This window comes from Desulfuromonas thiophila, assembly GCF_900101955.1.
Lineage (GTDB): Bacteria > Desulfobacterota > Desulfuromonadia > Desulfuromonadales > Desulfuromonadaceae > Pseudodesulfuromonas > Pseudodesulfuromonas thiophila.
The window spans coordinates 1-18,417 of record NZ_FNAQ01000011.1 but is presented as its reverse complement, the minus strand read 5'-3'; the positions used below and the strand labels follow the sequence as shown (position 1 = coordinate 18,417).

Below are 18,417 nucleotides of genomic sequence, written 5' to 3'. Positions count from 1 at the left end.
AATAAACAACCCTGGTCAATGGTTACCCGCCGCTTGCGCCTGTTTCAGCGGCGCAGGAGGTCAACCGTTATGTCACCGGCCATCAGGGCCGCATCTGGGTCGAAAGCCACGAGGGCCGGGGCACCAGCTTCTTCTTCAGCCTGCCGCTGACCGGGACGGAAATTTAACCGGATTAAAAAGCATCTTTTCCGTTGGCTTTTATCCCTCATCGGCTAAACTCACGGCGAACGTTTCTCCCTGGCCGCCTTTCTCGCCCCCGTGGTGTTTTCTCTCTGGAGCCTGACTCGATGACCTCTCCCTCCCCAGCGGAACTGGACCCTTACTGGATTGGCATCGGCGCCTCGGCTGGCGGCCTCGATGCCCTCAAGGAACTGCTGGCTGAACTCAACGATGCCAACGACGCCATCTATATCATCGCCCAGCATCTTGACCCCAAGCATCCCACCATTTTGCAGGATCTGCTGTCGCGCATCACCCATCTGCCCATCACGCTGGTGGAGCAGGACACCGTGCCGCGGCCCGGCAATATCTATCTGATCGCGCCGGGCCATAACGCCAGTGTGCGCGACCAGAGCATCTGCCTGACCCCGGCGGCCGTGGTCGGCCCCAAGCCTTCCATCACCGACCTGTTCACCAGCATGGCCAGTGACGTGGCCGAAAAGGCCATCGGCGTCATTCTGTCGGGTACCGGCAGTGACGGTGCCCAGGGCATGATCGCCATCAAGGCCGCTGGCGGCATCACCCTGGCGCAGGACGAAACCAGCGCCAAATACAGCGGCATGCCGCGCGCCGCGCGTGAAACCGGTTTTGTCGACCTGGTGCTGTCACCACGCGACATTGCCCGTGAAATCCGCCAGTTCATCCGCCTCAACGGCAAGCACAGGGAAACCCTGTCAACCCCGAAGATGCGTTCCAATCTGGAAAAAATTTTTCAGCGGCTGCTCGATCAGACCGGCTACGACTTCAGCGGTTACAAGCTCAAGACCGTGCAGCGCCGTATCCAGCGCCGCATGGCGGTTCACAAACTGATTACCCTGGATGACTATGTCACCCTGCTGATGGCGTCATCGACCGAGGTGGAAGAGCTGTTCAAGGACATGCTGATTTCGGTAACCGCCTTCTTCCGCGATCCGGACGCCTTCGCCGCCCTGGCCGAAATCATCGACGAAATGGTCGATCGCTGCGAAGCCCACGGCAGCCTGCGCGTTTGGGTGCCGGGCTGCGCCAACGGCGAAGAGGCCTATTCCATCTGCATTCTGCTGCAGCAGGCTGCCGCACGGACGCGCAAGGAACTGAACCTGCAGCTTTTTGCCACCGATATTGATGAACACGCCCTGAGCCTGGCGCGACGCGGAATCTATTCCACCAATCAGATCAAGGATGTCGACAGCGAGATTCTCAAACATTATTTCCAGGAAAAGGATGGCCAGTACCACATCAGCAAGCGCATCCGCGACCAGGTGGTCTTCGCCCGCCAGAACCTGATCATGGACCCGCCATTCTCCCATCTCGACCTGATCAGCTGTCGCAACGTGCTGATCTATTTCAACCTGGAAACCCAGCAGAAGATTCTGCAAACCTTTCACTTTGCCCTCAAGCCCCAGTCGCATCTGTTTCTGGGCAAATCGGAATCGGCCAGCAACATCGCGGCCGAACTGTTTGAACAACGCGATAAACACTGCCAGATCTTCCGCCGCCGCACCATTGCCGCCAGTCAGCGCGCCGACCATATCAGCAGCGCCAACCGCCTGATGCAGAGCCTCAACAGCACCGAACCCGCCCTGCTGGCGGATGAAAGCGAGCCTTCGCTGGAACTGCTGCTGGAGCAGTTGCTGCTCGACAAGATGGTGCCGGCGGCGCTGGTGGTCGATTCCCAGGGCCACATTCTGCACATTCGCGGTCAGGTGTCTGACTATCTGACCTTTCCCCAGGGCCGCATCGATACCAGCGTCTTCAATCTGGCGCGGGATGATCTGAAAATCGATGTGCGCTCGCTGCTGCAACGGGCCAAGCGCGAGGGCCGCGCCGCCAGTCAGGCCCTGTTCTATCAGCGGCCGGAACGACCCTGCTCGCTGTTCCTGCGGGTGCAACAGCTGGACAGCTCCCAACATGACGATCTGTTCGTGCTGGCGTTTATCGATGTGGACCTCGATAGCCAGGTGCAGCGTCTTGCCGGAAGCCTGGCCGGTGACAGCGCCGCCCTCAGCCATGAACAGCTGACCCAGGAAGTCGCCATGTTCCGCGATCGGCTGCAAAGCTCGATTCAGGATCTGGAAACCACCAACGAGGAGTTGCAATCGACCAACGAAGAATTGCAGTCAGCCAACGAGGAGTTGCAATCGGCCAACGAGGAGTTGCAGACCGCCAACGAAGAGCTGCAATCCACCAACGAGGAAATCTCCACCGTCAATCAGGAGCTCGAAATCAAGTCCTTCGAGCTCGAACAGGTCAACAACGATCTGGAAAAAATGCTGCTGAGTGTTGACGCCGCCATCCTGTTTCTGGATAACCGCCTGCGCCTGCAGCGTTATACCCGCAAGGCCGCCGAACTGTTCGGGCTTGGTCCGGAGGATCTGCGCCAGACGGTCACCAGCATGGGTTATGCCGTCGATATTCCCCATCTGCGCCAGGAACTGCTGGCCGTCATCGAACAGGAGAGCGAGACCTGTCTGCCGCTGCAGCTGGAATCAACCCCCCTGCAGCTGCGGCTGGTGCCCTACAAGGCCGATGGCGATCCGGTGGTGGGCGTGATGATGTTTTTCGAACCGCCCGGCAAAACCATGGAAGGCGCCTGCATCTGTGCTGATCCGGGCAGCTGGCTGCAGATTTTCAATCAGCACTGCCCCCATGCCCTGGTCAGCTGCGACAGCCAGGGTCTGATCCGTTTTGTCAACGACAGCTTCTGCCAAATGTTTGCCTACGAACGCCCCGACCTGCTCGGCCAGAACATCGACCGGCTGATGCCCGAGCCCTACCGCAGCCAGCATGACACCTATCTCAAGGCCTTTTTGCGCGGCGAAAGCCAGGGCAATGTCATTGGCCAGTGGCGCACGGTCACGGCACTGCACCGTGACAACCGCCGCTTCATGGTCGCCGTCTGCGTCTACCCGCTGGAATCGGCCATCCGCCAGGCAGGCTTTATCGCCCTGTTCAACCCGGCAACGGTCAGCTTCCATGCCTGAATTCAGCACCGAGGCCCAGGAACCGACGGGGGCGGAAACCGAAGGACGCCAGCGACAGGACGAGATCGCCCAGCTCAACCAGCTGATCGAAACCCTGCAGCAGCAGCTGGCCCGCCAGAACCGTCAGATCGGCCAGCTCGAGGACGAGTTGGTGGACCTGCGCTACGATCAGCAAAACGACCGGCAACGCCTGCGCCTGCTGGAAGAAGCCTTTCAACGGGCACCGCTGGCGCAGCTGCAACTGGACCTGCAGGGCCACATTGTTGCCTGCAACGAGAAAGCCGCCGTCTTTTTTCAGCGTCAGCCCGAGGTGCTGGAGCGTACCAAATTGCAGAGCCTGCTGTCGCGCAAGGCCCTGCACCACTTGCTGCCGGTGCTCCGGCAACTCAACGAGTCGCCCCACAACCCCGCCACCGTGATCAAGCTGTTGCTGGAACGACAGGATGCCACCCCCTTCCTGCTGCTGCTGGCCTATCTGCCGCACAGCGACCTGCTACTGGCCCTGATTCAGGATCTGAGCCTGACCGCCATTGCCGAGCAATCGGACGAACTGGCCCGATTCGCCCTGGAACAGCTGCGCGAGGGGGTGATGATCACCGACCGCAACGGCATCATTCTGCGGATCAATCACGCCTTCAGCGAAATCACCGGCTATCGCGCTGAAGAGGTCTGCGGCCACAGCGCCACCCTGCTGCACTCCGGCCGGCAGGACGGCAGCTTCTACGACAAGATGTGGCAAAGTCTGCGCCACCACGGCTGGTGGGCCGGAGAGCTGTACAACCGGCGCAAAAACGGCGAAATCTATCCCCAATGGCTGCAGATCTGCCGGATTGAGGAACCCCTGACCCGGCAGCTGTTCTACGTCGGCACCTTCAGCGACATCAGCGACCGCAAGCAGCAGCAGCAAACCCTTGACCGGCTGGCGTACTATGATCCGCTGACGGGGCTGCCGAACCGCTGTTTTCTGGAGCAGGCGCTGCGTAACCAGCTGGCCCGCGCCAGCAGCCAGGACGCCAGCGGCTTCTGCCTGCTGTTTATCGATCTGGACCGGTTCAAGGAGGTCAACGACCGCTTTGGTCATCAGGAGGGCGATCTGGTGCTGAAGGAAGCGGCCCAGCGCATCACCGCCTGCGTGCGTGACAGCGATCTGGTGGCGCGTATCGGCGGCGACGAGTTCGTCGTGCTGCTGCCGCGGCTGCACAACCGCGACCCCCTCAACAAGGTCACCAGCCAGCTGCTCAAAACACTGCAGCACCCCTTCGAGATCAATGACCACCGCCACCATCTGGGGGCGTCCATCGGTGCCGCCTTCTACCCGCAACACGGCCAGACCCAGGAGGATTTGCTGCGCCGGGCCGATGCCGCCATGTACCGCGCCAAGGAAGCCGGCCGCAACCGCTGGCGCCTGTTCGACCCGGCTGAGGAATCGCACTTTCTGCTGCTCGATGATCACAAGAAATTCGTCTGGCGGGTGTTGGAAGAACCGGAACGTTTCATCCACATGCATTTTCAGCATATTCGCTGTGGCCGCGACGCACAGCGGCTGTTTGCCCTCGAAGCCCTGCTGCGCCTGCACCAGCAGCAACAGGAAGGCATCAACACGCAGGATTTCATTCTGGCGGTGGAAAAAAACCACCTGATGGAGCCTTTGGGTGAAGCCATCTTCGCCGCCATCTGCCTCTTTGCCCGTCAACTTGACGATGCGGACATCGATCTGCCCCTGTGCGTCAACCTGTCGGCCCAGCAAATACAGAACGCCCAGATGGTCGAGCGCCTGCAGCAGATCGCCCGCCAGCAAGGCGTCCAATTCGAGCGCTGTTATTTTGAAATTACCGAAACCGCCGCCATGGACAACATGGCGCGCATGCGCGACAGCCTGGGCCAGCTGCGCGATTGCGGCTGCCGGATTCTGCTCGACGATTTCGGCACCGGCTATGCCTCGCTGCTGCAGCTGCGCGATCTGCCCATTGATCTGATCAAGCTCGACAAATCCTTTGTCGCCGGCATCGGCAAAGACCGCGCCAGCGAAGTGGTCATCGAGGCCATGCTGGCCATGAGCCGGGCCATGCAGCTGGGCGTGGTGGCCGAAGGGGTGGAACAGCCCCATCAGGCCGACTGGCTGCGGGCTGCCGGTGTCGATGCCCTGCAGGGCTATCTGTTCAACCGCCCCTGCGATGGCCAGACCCTGCTCAAGGAGCTCAAATCCCATGACCTCGGTATCTGAACAAGCCAACGACATCCTGATCGTCATCGATGTTCTCGACCGCATCGAAACCATCGGCGGCAGCTGGCAGGAAGCGGCCGCCGCCGGTGGCGCTGAAACCGCTCTGCGGCCCGACAGCCTCATCGGCCAGCCGCTGACCCGCTTCATCTCCGGCGACGCCACCCGCATGTACCACGAGGCCCTGCTCAAGCTCTGCCGCCTGACCGACACGCCCTTGCAGCGCGATTACCGCTGCGACACCCCCGAGTGCGAACGCCACATGCGCATGTGGCTGCGCCGGCTCGACCGCCGGCGGGTGGAAATGCGCCATCGCCTGCTCGAACTGCGCCCCCTGCCCCACCCATTGCGCCTTCAGACTACGGCGGCCGCTGCTACGGCAAAGCCTTTTGTGCGCTGCAGCGTCTGCAACCGGCTGCGGCCACCCGGCAGCAATCAGTGGCTGGAACCGGCGGACGTGGTCCCGCCGGCAGCAGCGCCATTGCAGGTTATTCACAGTGTCTGCCCCGACTGCCGCCAGCGCGACTGGTGCGGCGGCCGGCTTCGACAGCGCTGACCAGCACCGCTGGCAGGCGGTTCAAAAACAGCCGCCAGAGCCCAGGGCTGAGAAACAAGAATCAATTCATTACGGAGCGATGATTGATTTTATGAGCAAGACGAAAAAGCGCATTTTCGGCTTGCGTCGTTGCAAAAGCCCCGGATGGCACATTTTCACCATCCTGCCAGATGCGTTCATCGTTTCATCAAGGAGCTGCTGTGCCCCACATCCCCTTTCGCCTGCTGGCCGTCGACGATGACGCTGTCCTGCTCAAATCTCTCGAACGCATCCTGCGCAAGGAACCGTTGCAGCTGCTGACCTGTGCCGATCCTACCCAGGTGCTGGATCTGCTGGCGCGCCAGCAGGTCGATCTGGTGCTGCTCGACCTGTGCATGCCTGGTCTCGATGGCCTGCGCCTGCTGGAACAGATTCAGGCCTTTCATCCGGGGCTGCCCGTCATCATGCTGACCGGCCATGGCGGCGTCAGCGAGGCGGTGGCGGCCATGCAGCGCGGGGCGCGCGATTTCCTGGAAAAACCCTGTGCTCCCCAGCAGCTGCTGGCCAAGCTGCAACCCTTCTATCGCGACCGGCCACCACAGGCCGACCAGGCGCCGGCCGCGCCGGGCTTCGACTTCCCCCCCCTGATCGGCCAGGCGCCGGCCATGCAGGACTTGAAGGAGCGCATCGCGCGGGTGGCGCAAAGCGATGCCACCATACTGATTCACGGTGAAACCGGCAGCGGCAAGGAGCTGGTGGCCCAGGCGCTGCATGCCCACAGCCGCCGCCGGCAGGGGCCGTTCGTGCCGGTGGACTGCGCCACGCTGAGCAGCCAGATCATCGAAAGCGAGCTGTTCGGTCACAGTCAGGGCGCCTTCACCGGCGCCATCCGCGCCCAGCAGGGACTGTTCCGCGCCGCCAATGGTGGCAGTCTGTTCCTCGACGAGGTGGGTGAGTTTCCGCTGGAATTGCAGGCCAAGCTGCTACGCAGCCTGCAGCAGCGGCAGGTGCGGCCGGTGGGCAGCAGCCAGGCCGAGGCGGTGGACATCCGCCTCATCGCCGCCACCAACAAGGATCTGGCCGCCGAGGTGCGCCACGGCCGCTTCCGTGACGACCTGTACTATCGGCTGTCGGCCATCGTGCTGCAGGTGCCGCCGCTGCGGCAACGGCTGGAAGATCTGCCGCAACTCTGTCAGGCGCTCCTGCCACGACTGGCCGGTGGCCTGCCGGTGCGGCTGGATGCGGCGGTGCTGCCCTGCCTGCAGCGCTACAACTGGCCCGGCAACGTGCGCGAACTGGAAAACGTGCTCAGCCACGCCCTGGCCCTGCAGTCTGACGGTGTGATCCGCTGCAAGGACCTGCCACCGCTGCAGTACGGCGAAGAAACGCCAGCAGCGACCGACAATCTGCTGCTGGCCAACGAACGCGCCGCCCTGCAGGACGCCCTGCGCCGCACCAATGGCAACCGCCGCGCCGCCGCCGCCCTGCTCGGCATCAGCGAGGCGACCCTGTACCGCAAACTGAAAAAAAACGGCCTGTCAGGCAGGTGACCGGCCGGTAAAACCGCTGCAAAAGAAATGTTTTCCAACAGCCTGACAGCGGTTTGCGGCGGCCGCGGCAGAGCCACGCACAAAAGAACCGTCAGCGCAGGCCATCAGTTCAGACAGGCAAGCCACTCGATTTCAATCAGAGCACCCTTCGGCAGACCGACCACCTCGACACAGGCCGGCGCCTTGTCGGTTACAATCGCTGTTTTCATTCTTCACGCTCCTTTATGTCGCCTGTGTTGTTTTACGGCAGAATCCGCCGACAACGGGCGGCAGCCGGGTGATTCAGTCTCGGCTCAGAGTCTCCAGCCGTTTTTTCACTTCGGGATAGTGGTGCAGCATCTGGTATTCACGCTGGGACAGGCTGTGATCTCCCCGGCTGATCCGGTTGGCATGCCAGGTTGCCTCGGCAATCTCTGACAGGCTCTGGCCGGAGGTGATTTCCGGCAGATGATGCAGGTAAATCGCCTCAACCACAGAGTGGGGCAAGCCCCAGAGCTGGGCAAGATAGGCACCTATGGCCGCATGGCTGCAGCCAAGAATTTCCAGTTCCGCCTGGGTGCGGGAAAGGCCCTGCCCGGCCATCAGCCGGTTGACCTGCTGATGAACCTCGGGCAGACAATGAATCAGCACCAGTTTCCCAAGATCGTGTAGAAGGCCGGCAAACGCGGTATAGGCCTGCAGGCAGCCATCGCCCTTGTCACGAACCAGCGCTTCCGCCAGCCAGGCCGTGGTGCAGCTGTGCTCCCACAGTTGCCGTAATTCATCTTCGACAGCGTCAACCACGCTGACATTGAAAACATGATGCGCCAGAACCAGGCTGCGGATCGTATTGAGCCCCAGGTACTGAATGGCTTCATCCAGCGTGCTGATCTCGCGCACAAGGCCGATAAATGCCGAATTGACCATCTTCAGAATCTGCATCGTGAGGGAGATATCATGACTGATCAGCCGAAGGAGCTTCTGCCGGTCGGCCTCGGGGTTGTCGAGCAGCTGCGTAAGCTGGTTGTACACCTCCGGAAAGGTCGGCAAGGTTGTCAAGCCGCGCAGATGGCGTGTCAATTCCGGGTTTTCCAGCAGACCATTCAATTCGGCCAGTCGGTCCAGTAAGGGTTTCAACCTGTCAATATCCAGGGGTTTCCAGAGAAAATAATGGCAGACGCCGATGGCCACGCCATAGGTCTCCCGATCCGGTTGCCCGGTCAGGACAATACGGACTGTCGCCGGATAGTCTTTCTGAATCCTGCTCAGCAGCTCAAAACCGGACATGCCCGGCATCCGGTAGTCGGTGATCACCACATCGACAGGGCGCTGCGCCAGAAAATCCAGCGCCGCCTGCCCACTGGCGACAAAATGCATCTCCCACTGTGCGCGCAGGGACCGCAAACCGCGCTTGAGCCCCTGCAGCAAATGAAGATTGTCATCGACAAACAGAACGCTGTTCATGATCCGCTTTCCTCCGTCATCGCAGCCGGAACACACAACCGCATCGTTGTTCCATCGCCAACCCGGCTATCGCAATGGATGGTGCCATGATGCTTGTTCACAACAATATCGTAAACAATCGCCAGGCCCTGTCCGGTGCCCTTGCCCACCATCTTCGTGGTGAAAAAAGGCTCAAATATGTGGCTGAGAACCTCCTGCGGAATACCGGCGCCATTGTCTGTCACTGTCAGCTCAATCTGCTTGTCAAGGCTGCGGGTGGCAATCCGGATCAGACCCCAGGGCTGTGCGCCCCGCTCCTTGATGGCATCGGAACTGTTGACGATCAGATTGAGCAGAACCTGGCTCCAGCCTCCCGGGTCGCAGCAGAATAACGGCAAATCCGGCGCAAGGTCGGTTACGAGATCGGCGGTGTACTTCCATTCGTTGCGGGTGACGAGCACAGCGTTCTGGATAATGCGGTTCAGATCGCTGATCACATGATCATTTTTCCCCGGATGACTGAATTCCTTCATTGCACTGACAATCTTCGCCACATGGTCAACGCCATCAAGCGCCTCCCGGATGCCCTGGGGGATTTCTTCGCGTAAGAACTCCAGCTCGCTATGATCCACCATTTCCGGTAACGCCACGCACGGCGTGACGGAAACATTGTCCTGCGAACTCCCGCCGCAGCGTTGCACCTCCAATATCAGCTTGTCGATATCGGCGAAGGCGCCCTGCAAAAAAGACAGATTGTTCTGGATGTACTGTATCGGCGTATTGATTTCATGGGCAACCCCCGCCGCCAGCTGACCAACAGCCTCAAGCTTCTGCGCCTGCAGCAACTGCTGCTGCAAGGCACGCTCCTGGCTGACATCGCGCCACAAGGAAACATAGTGACTGATACGGCCGTCCTTATGCGCCCGCACCGGCGAGATGGTCGCCTCGATCTCAAACAGGTCACCGCTGCGGCTGCGATTGGTAATGGAACCCTTCCATACCATCCCAGCCTGAATCCTGTGCCACAGGTTGCTGTAAAACGCGGAATTCTGTACCCCACTCTTAAAAAGCGAGGTTTTTTTACCCTGCATCTCATCACCGCTGTAACCAGACAGTTTCTGTGCCGCCAGGTTGGTGAAAAGAATCATGCCATCGGTATCTGTAATCAGAACGCCTTCCGACGTCTGCTCCAATACCGTCGAGTGCAGTTTCCGAATGGATTCAGCCTTGCGCCGGCTGGTCACGTCATGCAAAAAGATCACACGATTGAAACCGGCATCCTCCAGGATGTCTCCCGAAGCGTGGTATTCGAGGCTCAACTCACTCCGTTCGCCCGCCAAACTGAATTCTCCGGAAAGTCCCTGGACAAGCGCATCCGCCAGTGCCCGCAGAATTTCCCGCTGAAGATCACGATCCATGAAACCATATTGGCGGCACCAGTCCTGCAGCAGCTGCTGAAAGGTCTGATTCTGCTGCAGAACAAGGCAATCCTGACCGACAACCAGCAGCCCACCAGGAACAACATTGAGAATTTTTTCAATAACCCGTTTCTGCTCTTCCGTGCGCTGCAAAGCCTGATTCAGCTTGCTGACATCCCTGGCACCGGCGACAACGCCAATGGTGGCACCCTTTTCATCCCGCAAGCGGACCAGGTTGACCGACACCGGCAGAAGTTCACCACCCGCTCTTGTCCTGAACGTCAGCTCGATGTTGCGCAGTTCTTCCAGATCACAGGTTTTATCTTCACGAGGGAAGTTGAAAATACGGTTGATCTCGTCGGCAGGTTCGACAAAGAGTTCACTCACCGGCAAATCCAGCAGCTGCTCGCTGCGATAACCCAACAGCTGACAGGTTTCCTTGTTGGCGCGGGATACCCGCAATTCCTGATCGACCACCAACAGACTATCCAGAAAGTTGGTGATAACCGAATCCGCCTCCCGGCGAAACGCTTCGGCCTGCTCAAGCGCCTCTTTGATCTCGGTGATGTCCATATGAATGCCGCGCACAAGAAGCGGCCTGCCATCTGCAGCACGACTGAACACCTGACCGATATCCCGCACCCAGATCCATTTGCCGGACTTGTGGCGCAACCGGTGATCCGCCGAATAGATGGGCGTTTCACCCGCCAGATGGGCATCGAGCCTGGTCTTGACCTGTTCCCAGTCCTGCGGATGCACCATACGAATCCAGCTATCAAGATGCAGATCGATGTCCGACGGTTCATATCCCAGCATCCGCGCCCACTGATCGTTGATGACGATACGGCCCGAAGGCGCATCCCACAACCAGGTTCCCAGCGCAGCACCGCTGATAATAAGCTCAAGCTCGCGGTTTTTGTCACTCAGGGCCGTCTCGCGCAGTTGCAGTTCCGCCAGATTCTCGCTCAAGGCCTGATTGCGGCTGCTGGAACGGACCAGCCGCAGAGAAAAAAGAATCAAAGAAGTTGAGAACAACAGCATCACCACCAGCAACAGCAGAGGCTGACGCCGATCATACAGGCTGGCGGCATCCTCCGCCTGATAGATGGTTAAAGAAAATTTCGGCAGCGTCGTCTGAAAAAAAACCACGTCATCCGAAAACCTGCGCTGCAACAGGCCGGCCAGAGGCAGGCCTTTCTCCAACGGAAATGCGCCCCGATCCGGCGCCCGCCCCAAACGCTCTTCCAATTCCAGCAATTCCCGTTGTTGCTCTGGCGCAACAGCCGGAAAAACGATCCGGTTTTCATGGCGGATCAGATAGGTGGTCTGATTTTCCTCCAATCCGGGTTGCAAGTAACGGTAAAGAACCGAATACGGAATAACCGCAACCACAAAGCCGACCGTGTTTCGCTCATTCACAATCGGGTTGACCAGGTAGAGCCTGTTGTCCTGTGACAGGAGGGAGCGCCTGGCATCCAGTTCGTCAATCACGGCCGGCGGTAACGGTGCGGCATTTTCAGCAGGCCAGGCCGTCAGCGCCTGCAGGTTTTCATCGAGCAGAAAAAATGCCGTGTAAATACTTTTTTCCGGCAGAGTTCCCGTGCCCTCGAACCCTGGATTGGCAGCTCGATGAGCAAACAGATTACTGACGATGTTCAGACTGGCGCTGAGACCATACTTCATTGACATGCCCAGTGCGCGATTTTTAAAAAAAGCATCGACTTCAGGGCTTTCCGCCAGCTGCGCCGTTTCCGCCAGAAACCGCTGCACAATAAAATTCAGCCGCTCCCCGCTGGTCGTCACCTCATCCTGGATTCTCTGCCGGATACGCTCCTGCAGCTCAATCTGGACACGATAGTTCATGGTCAGCAGGATTCCCATCAACCCCACGAGAACAAGCAGGGCAATAACAACGGGGAGTTGTTTTTTATGCGGATTCACCGGCATCAGCGCAGAACCTGTTCAGAAATCAAAAGAAATCGGGATAATAATCAAAAACAGCGGGATAGTACTTCCGGACCAGTTCCCGATAGACGCCGCTGCGGCGCAGCTCCGCATAAAAATCATTGAAAGCCTGGCGCAACTGCGGATTGTCCTTGCGAAAGCCGACCGCCATATTCTGCTGCTGTGACAGCGGCCCCAGAATCTTGACCTGCCCCGGCCAACGACTGATCGCCACCAGGGCATCGGGGACATCCAGCAGGGTACAATCCGCCTCCCCCTGCAGCACCGCCGGGAACAATTCGTTGAGATTGCCACCGAAATAGACCGTCCTGAAATTATCCCGCGCAAACGGATACAGCGCCGGGTCAAGACAGGTATTCTGCTTGCCCAGCAGGTTGACACCTGCGAGCAACCGGCGAGTCGCCGCGATATCGACCCCCTCATTCTGCGGCCTGATCGGCTGCAGGGCGGAATTTGCACCCGCAACCAACCACACCTGGGTTGGGAAGATTGGATCGGAAAAGTCGAGCACCTGCTGCCGCCATGGCAGAACGGTCAATCCGTTGGCGATCAAATCACCCCGCACCGGCACCACGGCACCGACAATCGCCTGATCCCCGTCAGGCTTCACCTGCTGACCGGTCAGATCGCTGATGACATTGCTCCAGCTGGTCGGCACAAATTCATAACGCACTCCCAGAGAATAGGCAAAACGCCGGATCAGCTCGACGCTCAGTCCATCGCCCTGACCGGTGACAAAATTGGCATACGGCACTCCCAGGTGCCGCAGAACACCCTCCTGCCGGATTTCATCGAGGGTTCTGCAATGACCGGGGGAAAACAGCAGCACAGTGGCCAGGCAAGCAAACAGCAAAACATGATTTTTTTTCATATCCTCGGACTCCTTTATTTAGAGAGAAAGCCCCAACGTTTTTGTCGCTCATGCCCGTTATTGACCGCCCGTTACAGGCCGTTCGCTTAACGGCATTATCCACAGCCCGCTTTGGCGGTCTTGCGTCACAGAGATCGGCTCATGCAACCCTCGCGATAAACATTCGATTCATGCAACCGGATTGAACTCCTTATCGAATTTCATCTCAGGAAGCATAGCCGTTGTCAGACTCCGTATAATCTGCCAGCAATGCCTTGAGCACCTTTGGCTGGATCGGTTTACCCGTGGTCCCTTCGACCCCCAGCTCGTAGAGTCTGGACGCCTTGGCGTCGTTCCCCGCGCTGCTGACAACAAAGATCGGAATATGATTCAGGCGCGGGTTCGCCTTGATCCATTTGATCAGACCCTCCCCATCCATCTGAGGCATGTACAGATCGGTAACAATAAATCTGACCGCTGTGGTTCTTGCGATGGCAAGGGCTTCAACACCATTTTTCGCTTCCAGAATCCGATCTTCGCTGAATCCGATCATGACCAGGCACTTTTTGAGAATCTCCCGCGCAATGGCAGAATCATCAACGATCAGAATTGCCATCCCAGTCCTCCATTTCCTGAAAAACACCCATCTCAGCACAGGCAATGACACAGCGCCATGCATGACCCAGCCCGAGGTCTGCTCTCGGCCCTGAACAACAGCAAGATAAACACCAAAAATTTCAGAAAGATATAAGACGCGGCTATCCTGCCGAAAATAAAGAAGAATAATTTCTGATTCAACAGACGGAAGGCCCTGCTACAAAGACGTCACTCTCAACAGATTGACTGAAGCGACGAAAGAATCTGTCATCCTTGAGAGACCACCGTTACAGAACCGCACGATGATCAAGCCGGTGGAAACGAATTGTCCCCATCCGCCAGGCGATTACGCACCGCTACAAACTGCGTCAGGTTCTCTTCAAAACATTGAAATACAACAGGATCAAACTGCGTCCCACGACCGGCCCGCATCATCTCAAGAACCTGTTCCAACGGCAGGGGTTCCTTATAGGGCCGCGCGGATGCAAGAGCATCGAAAACATCTGCCAGAGCGCAAATACGCGCCGCCAGGGGAATCGCCTCACCGGCAATGCCCCGCGGATAGCCGCTACCATCCCAGTGTTCATGGTGACAGAGCGCAATGTCAGCTGCCATGTTGAGAAAATGGTTTTCCGATGACAAGTCAACCTCGGGTGAGGCAACAGCGCCCGGCTGACCAAGTAACGGCGGCACAATCTCCTGGCTCAGGATTTCGGCTCCGATCAAACAGTGGGCCTCCATGGCACGACGTTCACCCTCATCGAAACCACCTGGTTTGAGCAGGATTTTATCGGGAATACCGATCTTCCCAATGTCATGCAGGGGGCTGGTCTGAAAAATCTGGTCGCAGAACTTTTCGCTCATTCCCAAGGCGACGGCCAGAATCCGGCAATAATGTGCAACCCGAAAAATATGATAGCCGGTATTGCTGTCACGCTTTTCAGCGGTTTTTCCAAGGCGCCAGATCAGGTCAAGACGGGAGAGCTCCAGTTCTCTGGTGCGGATTTTCACCAGGGTATCCAGGTGCTGGTTCCGCTTCTTGATCTCGTCCTGGTATTCTTTGAGCTTGAGCATATTGCGGATGCGCGCCAGCAGCGTGTTCAGGCTGACGGGCTTCACCAGCAAATCCGTCGCGCCAAGATCAAGGGCGCGACGTTTGTTGTCTTCGTCCTGCCCGCCGGTAATAATCAGAACCGGGGTATCCTGCGTTTCCGGCAACTGCCGCAGTTCACACAACAGATCAAATCCTGTTTTCCCCGGCATGTTGACGTCGGACACAACAACGTCCATCGGCTGACTTGCGATCATTTCCAGCGCGCTGTCGGCGCTGGTGGCATAGTGGCAGCACCAGGGTTCGGCAACATTGCGCAGCAGCCGCCGCAGGCTCGAAAGCACGGCCTGTTCATCATCGACAAAAAGAATCCGGGAAACACGCACGGCCGCCGGTGTCTCAATCATGAATGACTTCCCCCTCCTTCAATTGCCTCAAAATGCAATTCCACCGGAAACAAACGGCCTGTTAAACCAGAAGGGCTTGCGTCGTCTGCCGTTTTTTGAGTTTGAATTGTCCGACCATTTCCTGCAGCTGAAGCGCCTGCCCGGAGAGTTCTTCCGAGGCGGCAGCCGTTTCCTCGGCGCTGGCGGTGTTCTGCTGGGTCACCTGATCGATCTGAGAGACACCGACAGAGATCTGTTTGACACCATCTGCCTGCTCCTTGCTTGCAACGGAAATTTCACCGACCAGATCCGTTACCTTGCCAATACCCGTAACGATTTCCTGCAGCGCTTCGGCCGTTTGGGTCGCTATCAGGCTGCCATTGCTGGTTTTTTTCACGGAACCTTCGATCAGCTGCGAGGTTTCCTCGGCGGCACGGGCGCTGCGCGCCGCCAGATTGCGCACCTCCTCGGCCACCACGGCAAAGCCTTTGCCATGCTGACCGGCCCGCGCGGCCTCCACGGCGGCATTGAGCGCCAGCAAATTGGTCTGAAAGGCTATTTCATCAATTGTCTTGATGATTTTTGAAATATTCTGACTCGAAGCATTGATTTCCGCCATCGCCACAACCATGTTTTGCATGTGCCGGTTCCCATTGACGGCGAATTCCGCCGCTCTGCCGGCCAGCACGTTGGCCTGAACCGCATTCTCCGCATTGAACGCTGTCTGCGAAGCCAATTGATCCAATGACGAAGAAATCTGCTCCAGCGAACTGGCCGATTCTGTCGCCCCCTGGGACAACGCCTGGCTGGCATCGGAAATCTCATCGGCAGCAGTAGCAATCTGCTGGCTGGCGATCTGCACCTGTCCCAGGCTGTCATTAAGACCACCCACCATCCGTTGCAAAGCATTGCCAAGCTGATCTTTTTCCGAGGCAAGGCTTACCTCGACATCAAGATTCCCTTCGGCAATTTCCTGCGCCGCCGCCGCATTACGGGCCAGGCTTTCCGCCATGCGATTAAGCGCCAGCGTCAAAAGACCGACCTCATCGCGACCACGAGCGGTCAGGCGATGGCTGAAATCTCCCAGAGCTATCTCGCGGGCCAGAGCCAGCCCTTCGTTGATCGGGCGGGTGATGCCCCGCACGATAACGAGGGTCGCGAGAATCCCTCCCACTACCGACAGGGCAACCAGACCCAGGATCAGGGCAACAGCCCGGTGATTTTGCGCCTGCAGCTCAGGTCCCAGCGTATCCTGCTCTTCCTTGATCTGCAGTTTCACGGCTTCGATTTTCCCGGCAACCAGCGGACCAATGGCATCGAGCTGTCCATGAACAATGGCGTTACGCTTTTCGATCACCTGCGCCAGCTCTCCGAAGGTGTCCAGGTAGGTTGCAACCCCCTGCACCGTGTGCGACAACAGCGCCCGCCGGGCCGGACTGCGCACCTCCTGATCAAGGGTTGCAAGGATCTCCCGCAGGGCACTCCCCTGCGCTGTTACCTGTTCCACGGCAGCAGGGTCATTGGTATCGAGAAATTTCGCCGCCGACAACCGCAACAGCAACAATCGGCGGTTCGCCAGGGCTGCCCAGTAAGCCACCAGCATGGCGTCATCCTCACGGGCCGTATCCAGAACCTCACTCAACTGTTTTTCCGTCTCGGGGCCAACCCGGTCAAGCACCTCATGCACCAGCCGATTACGCTGCTCCATCAGATTCCCCACTTCTCTGAATGCGGCATCGTAAAGCTTCAGTTGCTCGTCTATTTCCTCAATCAACCGCGCCTGTTTCGGCTGACGAATCTCCCGGTGGGCCTCATCCATGAAAGACTCGGTTTTCTCCCGGCTGTCCTGGTAAGTTTCCAGATGCTGTCTGCTGCCAGTGAGAATGTAGTCTTTTACATGCATCCGCATCATCAGCAGGTTTGCCTGGACACGACCAACCAGATTCGTCTGTCGCGCCATATCCCGGTAGACATCGAAACCATCCGAGCTCTTATGTAGTGTCCTGTAGGAGATAGCGCCGACAACACAGGCCAGAAGCAGCACAAGACCAAAACCACAGGTGAGTTTTTTTGCCAGACTCAGATCAGCAAACATCGATTCATTTCCTTTTCCATGGGGGATTAATGTTGAGCAGAAACCTCTCCGATAGCCGTCTCTTCGGGAGATTGTTCTCCGGCTGTCAATCTGCCTGTCATCTTTTTTGCTAAAAACGTACCAGACCGAAACAAACAAGCAACTGGTTGATATCACTGAAAAAAATAAAGACCGATCAATAAGGAAACTTGCATGTCACTCAACATCGTGACCCAGGACTTGCAATCCTGAGAGAGATCGGGCACCCCCCGCTGCCCACCCCCTTGTGGCAACGCTGTGCAACCGCGCCCCTCCCTTGCATCAGCCATCGCGGCTGCAAGCCGTCGGCACATCTGCTATCATGGCGACTCGCGCTGACAGCACAACGGAGCACCCGCCCCAAGGAGAACCGCCATGACCGCCCTGAAAAAACTGCCCATCGGCATTCAGACCTTCAGCGAGATCCGCCAGGAAGGCTACCTCTACGTCGATAAAACCCCCCAGGTGCGCCAGCTGGTCGAGCAGGGCAAATACTACTTTCTCGCCCGGCCGCGCCGTTTCGGCAAGAGCCTGCTGGTATCCACCCTGCAGGCGCTGTTTGAAGGCCGCAAGGAACTGTTCAGCGGCCTGGCCATCGAACCCGCGTGGGACTGGACTAGCCGCTACCCCGTCATCAAGATCAGCTTCGGTGGCGTGGCGCGTGACCTGGCCGACATGAAGCAGGATGTCGCCGCCATCCTGCGCGAGAATCAGGAACGCCTCGGCATTTCATGCCCGCCAGAGGATGACGCCGGCAGCTGTTTCAAATATCTGATTCGCCATGCGGCCCGCAAATACGGCCAGAAGGTCGTCATTTTAGTCGACGAATACGACAAGCTTATTGTCGACAACCTTGATCAGCCCGGTGTTGCCAGCCAGGGCCGCGAGGTGCTGCGCGATCTGTACACCACCATCAAGGACAGCGACGAACACGTCAAATTCGCCTTTCTCACCGGCGTCAGCAAATTCAGCAAGGTGTCGGTATTCAGCGGCCTGAACAATCTGGAAGACATCAGCCTCAATCCGACCTACGCCACCCTGTGCGGCTACACCCAGCACGACCTCGAAACCACCTTCGCCGCCCACCTGCAAGGCGCCGACATGGCCCAGGTGCGCCAGTGGTACAA

Annotated in this window: 11 protein-coding genes; 5 read left to right on the top strand and 6 right to left on the bottom strand. The window is 58.4% G+C overall.

The window, feature by feature from the left end; all coding sequences use genetic code 11:
* Positions 1-287: 287 nt before the first annotated feature.
* From BLR80_RS09115 to BLR80_RS09100, 4 genes are all read left to right on the top strand, one after another.
* On the top strand, positions 288-3,182 hold the full coding sequence (locus tag BLR80_RS09115; RefSeq protein WP_092078999.1) for a CheR family methyltransferase: 2,895 nt from the start codon (positions 288-290) through the stop codon (positions 3,180-3,182).
* Complete coding sequence (locus BLR80_RS09110) at positions 3,175-5,406, top strand: bifunctional diguanylate cyclase/phosphodiesterase (protein WP_092078996.1); 2,232 nt, start codon at positions 3,175-3,177, stop codon at positions 5,404-5,406. The genes BLR80_RS09115 and BLR80_RS09110 overlap by 8 nt, the downstream gene beginning before the upstream one ends.
* A complete protein-coding gene (locus tag BLR80_RS09105; protein WP_092078993.1) occupies positions 5,390-5,959 on the top strand; it encodes a hypothetical protein in 570 nt (189 codons plus the stop codon). Before BLR80_RS09110 ends, BLR80_RS09105 begins: the two co-directional genes overlap by 17 nt.
* A gap of 200 nt (positions 5,960-6,159) precedes the next feature.
* A complete protein-coding gene (locus BLR80_RS09100) occupies positions 6,160-7,488 on the top strand; it encodes a sigma-54-dependent transcriptional regulator (protein WP_171906397.1) in 1,329 nt (442 codons plus the stop codon).
* 282 nt (positions 7,489-7,770) lie between these two features.
* On the opposite strand, the gene BLR80_RS09095 is transcribed toward BLR80_RS09100, so the two are convergent.
* The 6 genes from BLR80_RS09095 to BLR80_RS09070 form a co-directional block, all read right to left on the bottom strand.
* On the bottom strand, positions 7,771-8,931 hold the full coding sequence (locus BLR80_RS09095; RefSeq protein WP_092078987.1) for a response regulator: 1,161 nt from the start codon (positions 8,929-8,931) through the stop codon (positions 7,771-7,773).
* Positions 8,928-12,191 (bottom strand): PAS domain-containing sensor histidine kinase, encoded by a 3,264-nt coding sequence (locus BLR80_RS09090; RefSeq protein ID WP_171906396.1) that lies wholly within the window; start codon positions 12,189-12,191, stop codon positions 8,928-8,930. The genes BLR80_RS09095 and BLR80_RS09090 overlap by 4 nt, the downstream gene beginning before the upstream one ends.
* 106 nt (positions 12,192-12,297) lie before the next feature.
* Positions 12,298-13,164, bottom strand: coding sequence for a transporter substrate-binding domain-containing protein (locus tag BLR80_RS09085; RefSeq protein ID WP_092078981.1), 867 nt, complete (start codon positions 13,162-13,164; stop codon positions 12,298-12,300).
* 205 nt (positions 13,165-13,369) lie between these two features.
* A complete protein-coding gene (locus BLR80_RS09080) occupies positions 13,370-13,759 on the bottom strand; it encodes a response regulator (RefSeq protein ID WP_092078978.1) in 390 nt (129 codons plus the stop codon).
* 287 nt (positions 13,760-14,046) lie between these two features.
* Positions 14,047-15,198 carry an HD domain-containing phosphohydrolase gene (locus BLR80_RS09075; protein WP_092078975.1) on the bottom strand — a complete coding sequence of 384 codons (1,152 nt, stop codon included), beginning with the start codon at positions 15,196-15,198 and terminating at the stop codon, positions 14,047-14,049.
* A gap of 61 nt (positions 15,199-15,259) precedes the next feature.
* Positions 15,260-17,272 (bottom strand): methyl-accepting chemotaxis protein, encoded by a 2,013-nt coding sequence (locus tag BLR80_RS09070; RefSeq protein WP_092078972.1) that lies wholly within the window; start codon positions 17,270-17,272, stop codon positions 15,260-15,262.
* 393 nt (positions 17,273-17,665) lie between these two features.
* On the opposite strand from BLR80_RS09070, the gene BLR80_RS09065 reads away from it, so the two are divergent.
* A partial coding sequence (locus BLR80_RS09065; protein WP_216095199.1) for an ATP-binding protein occupies positions 17,666-18,417 on the top strand: 752 nt, incomplete at its 3' end.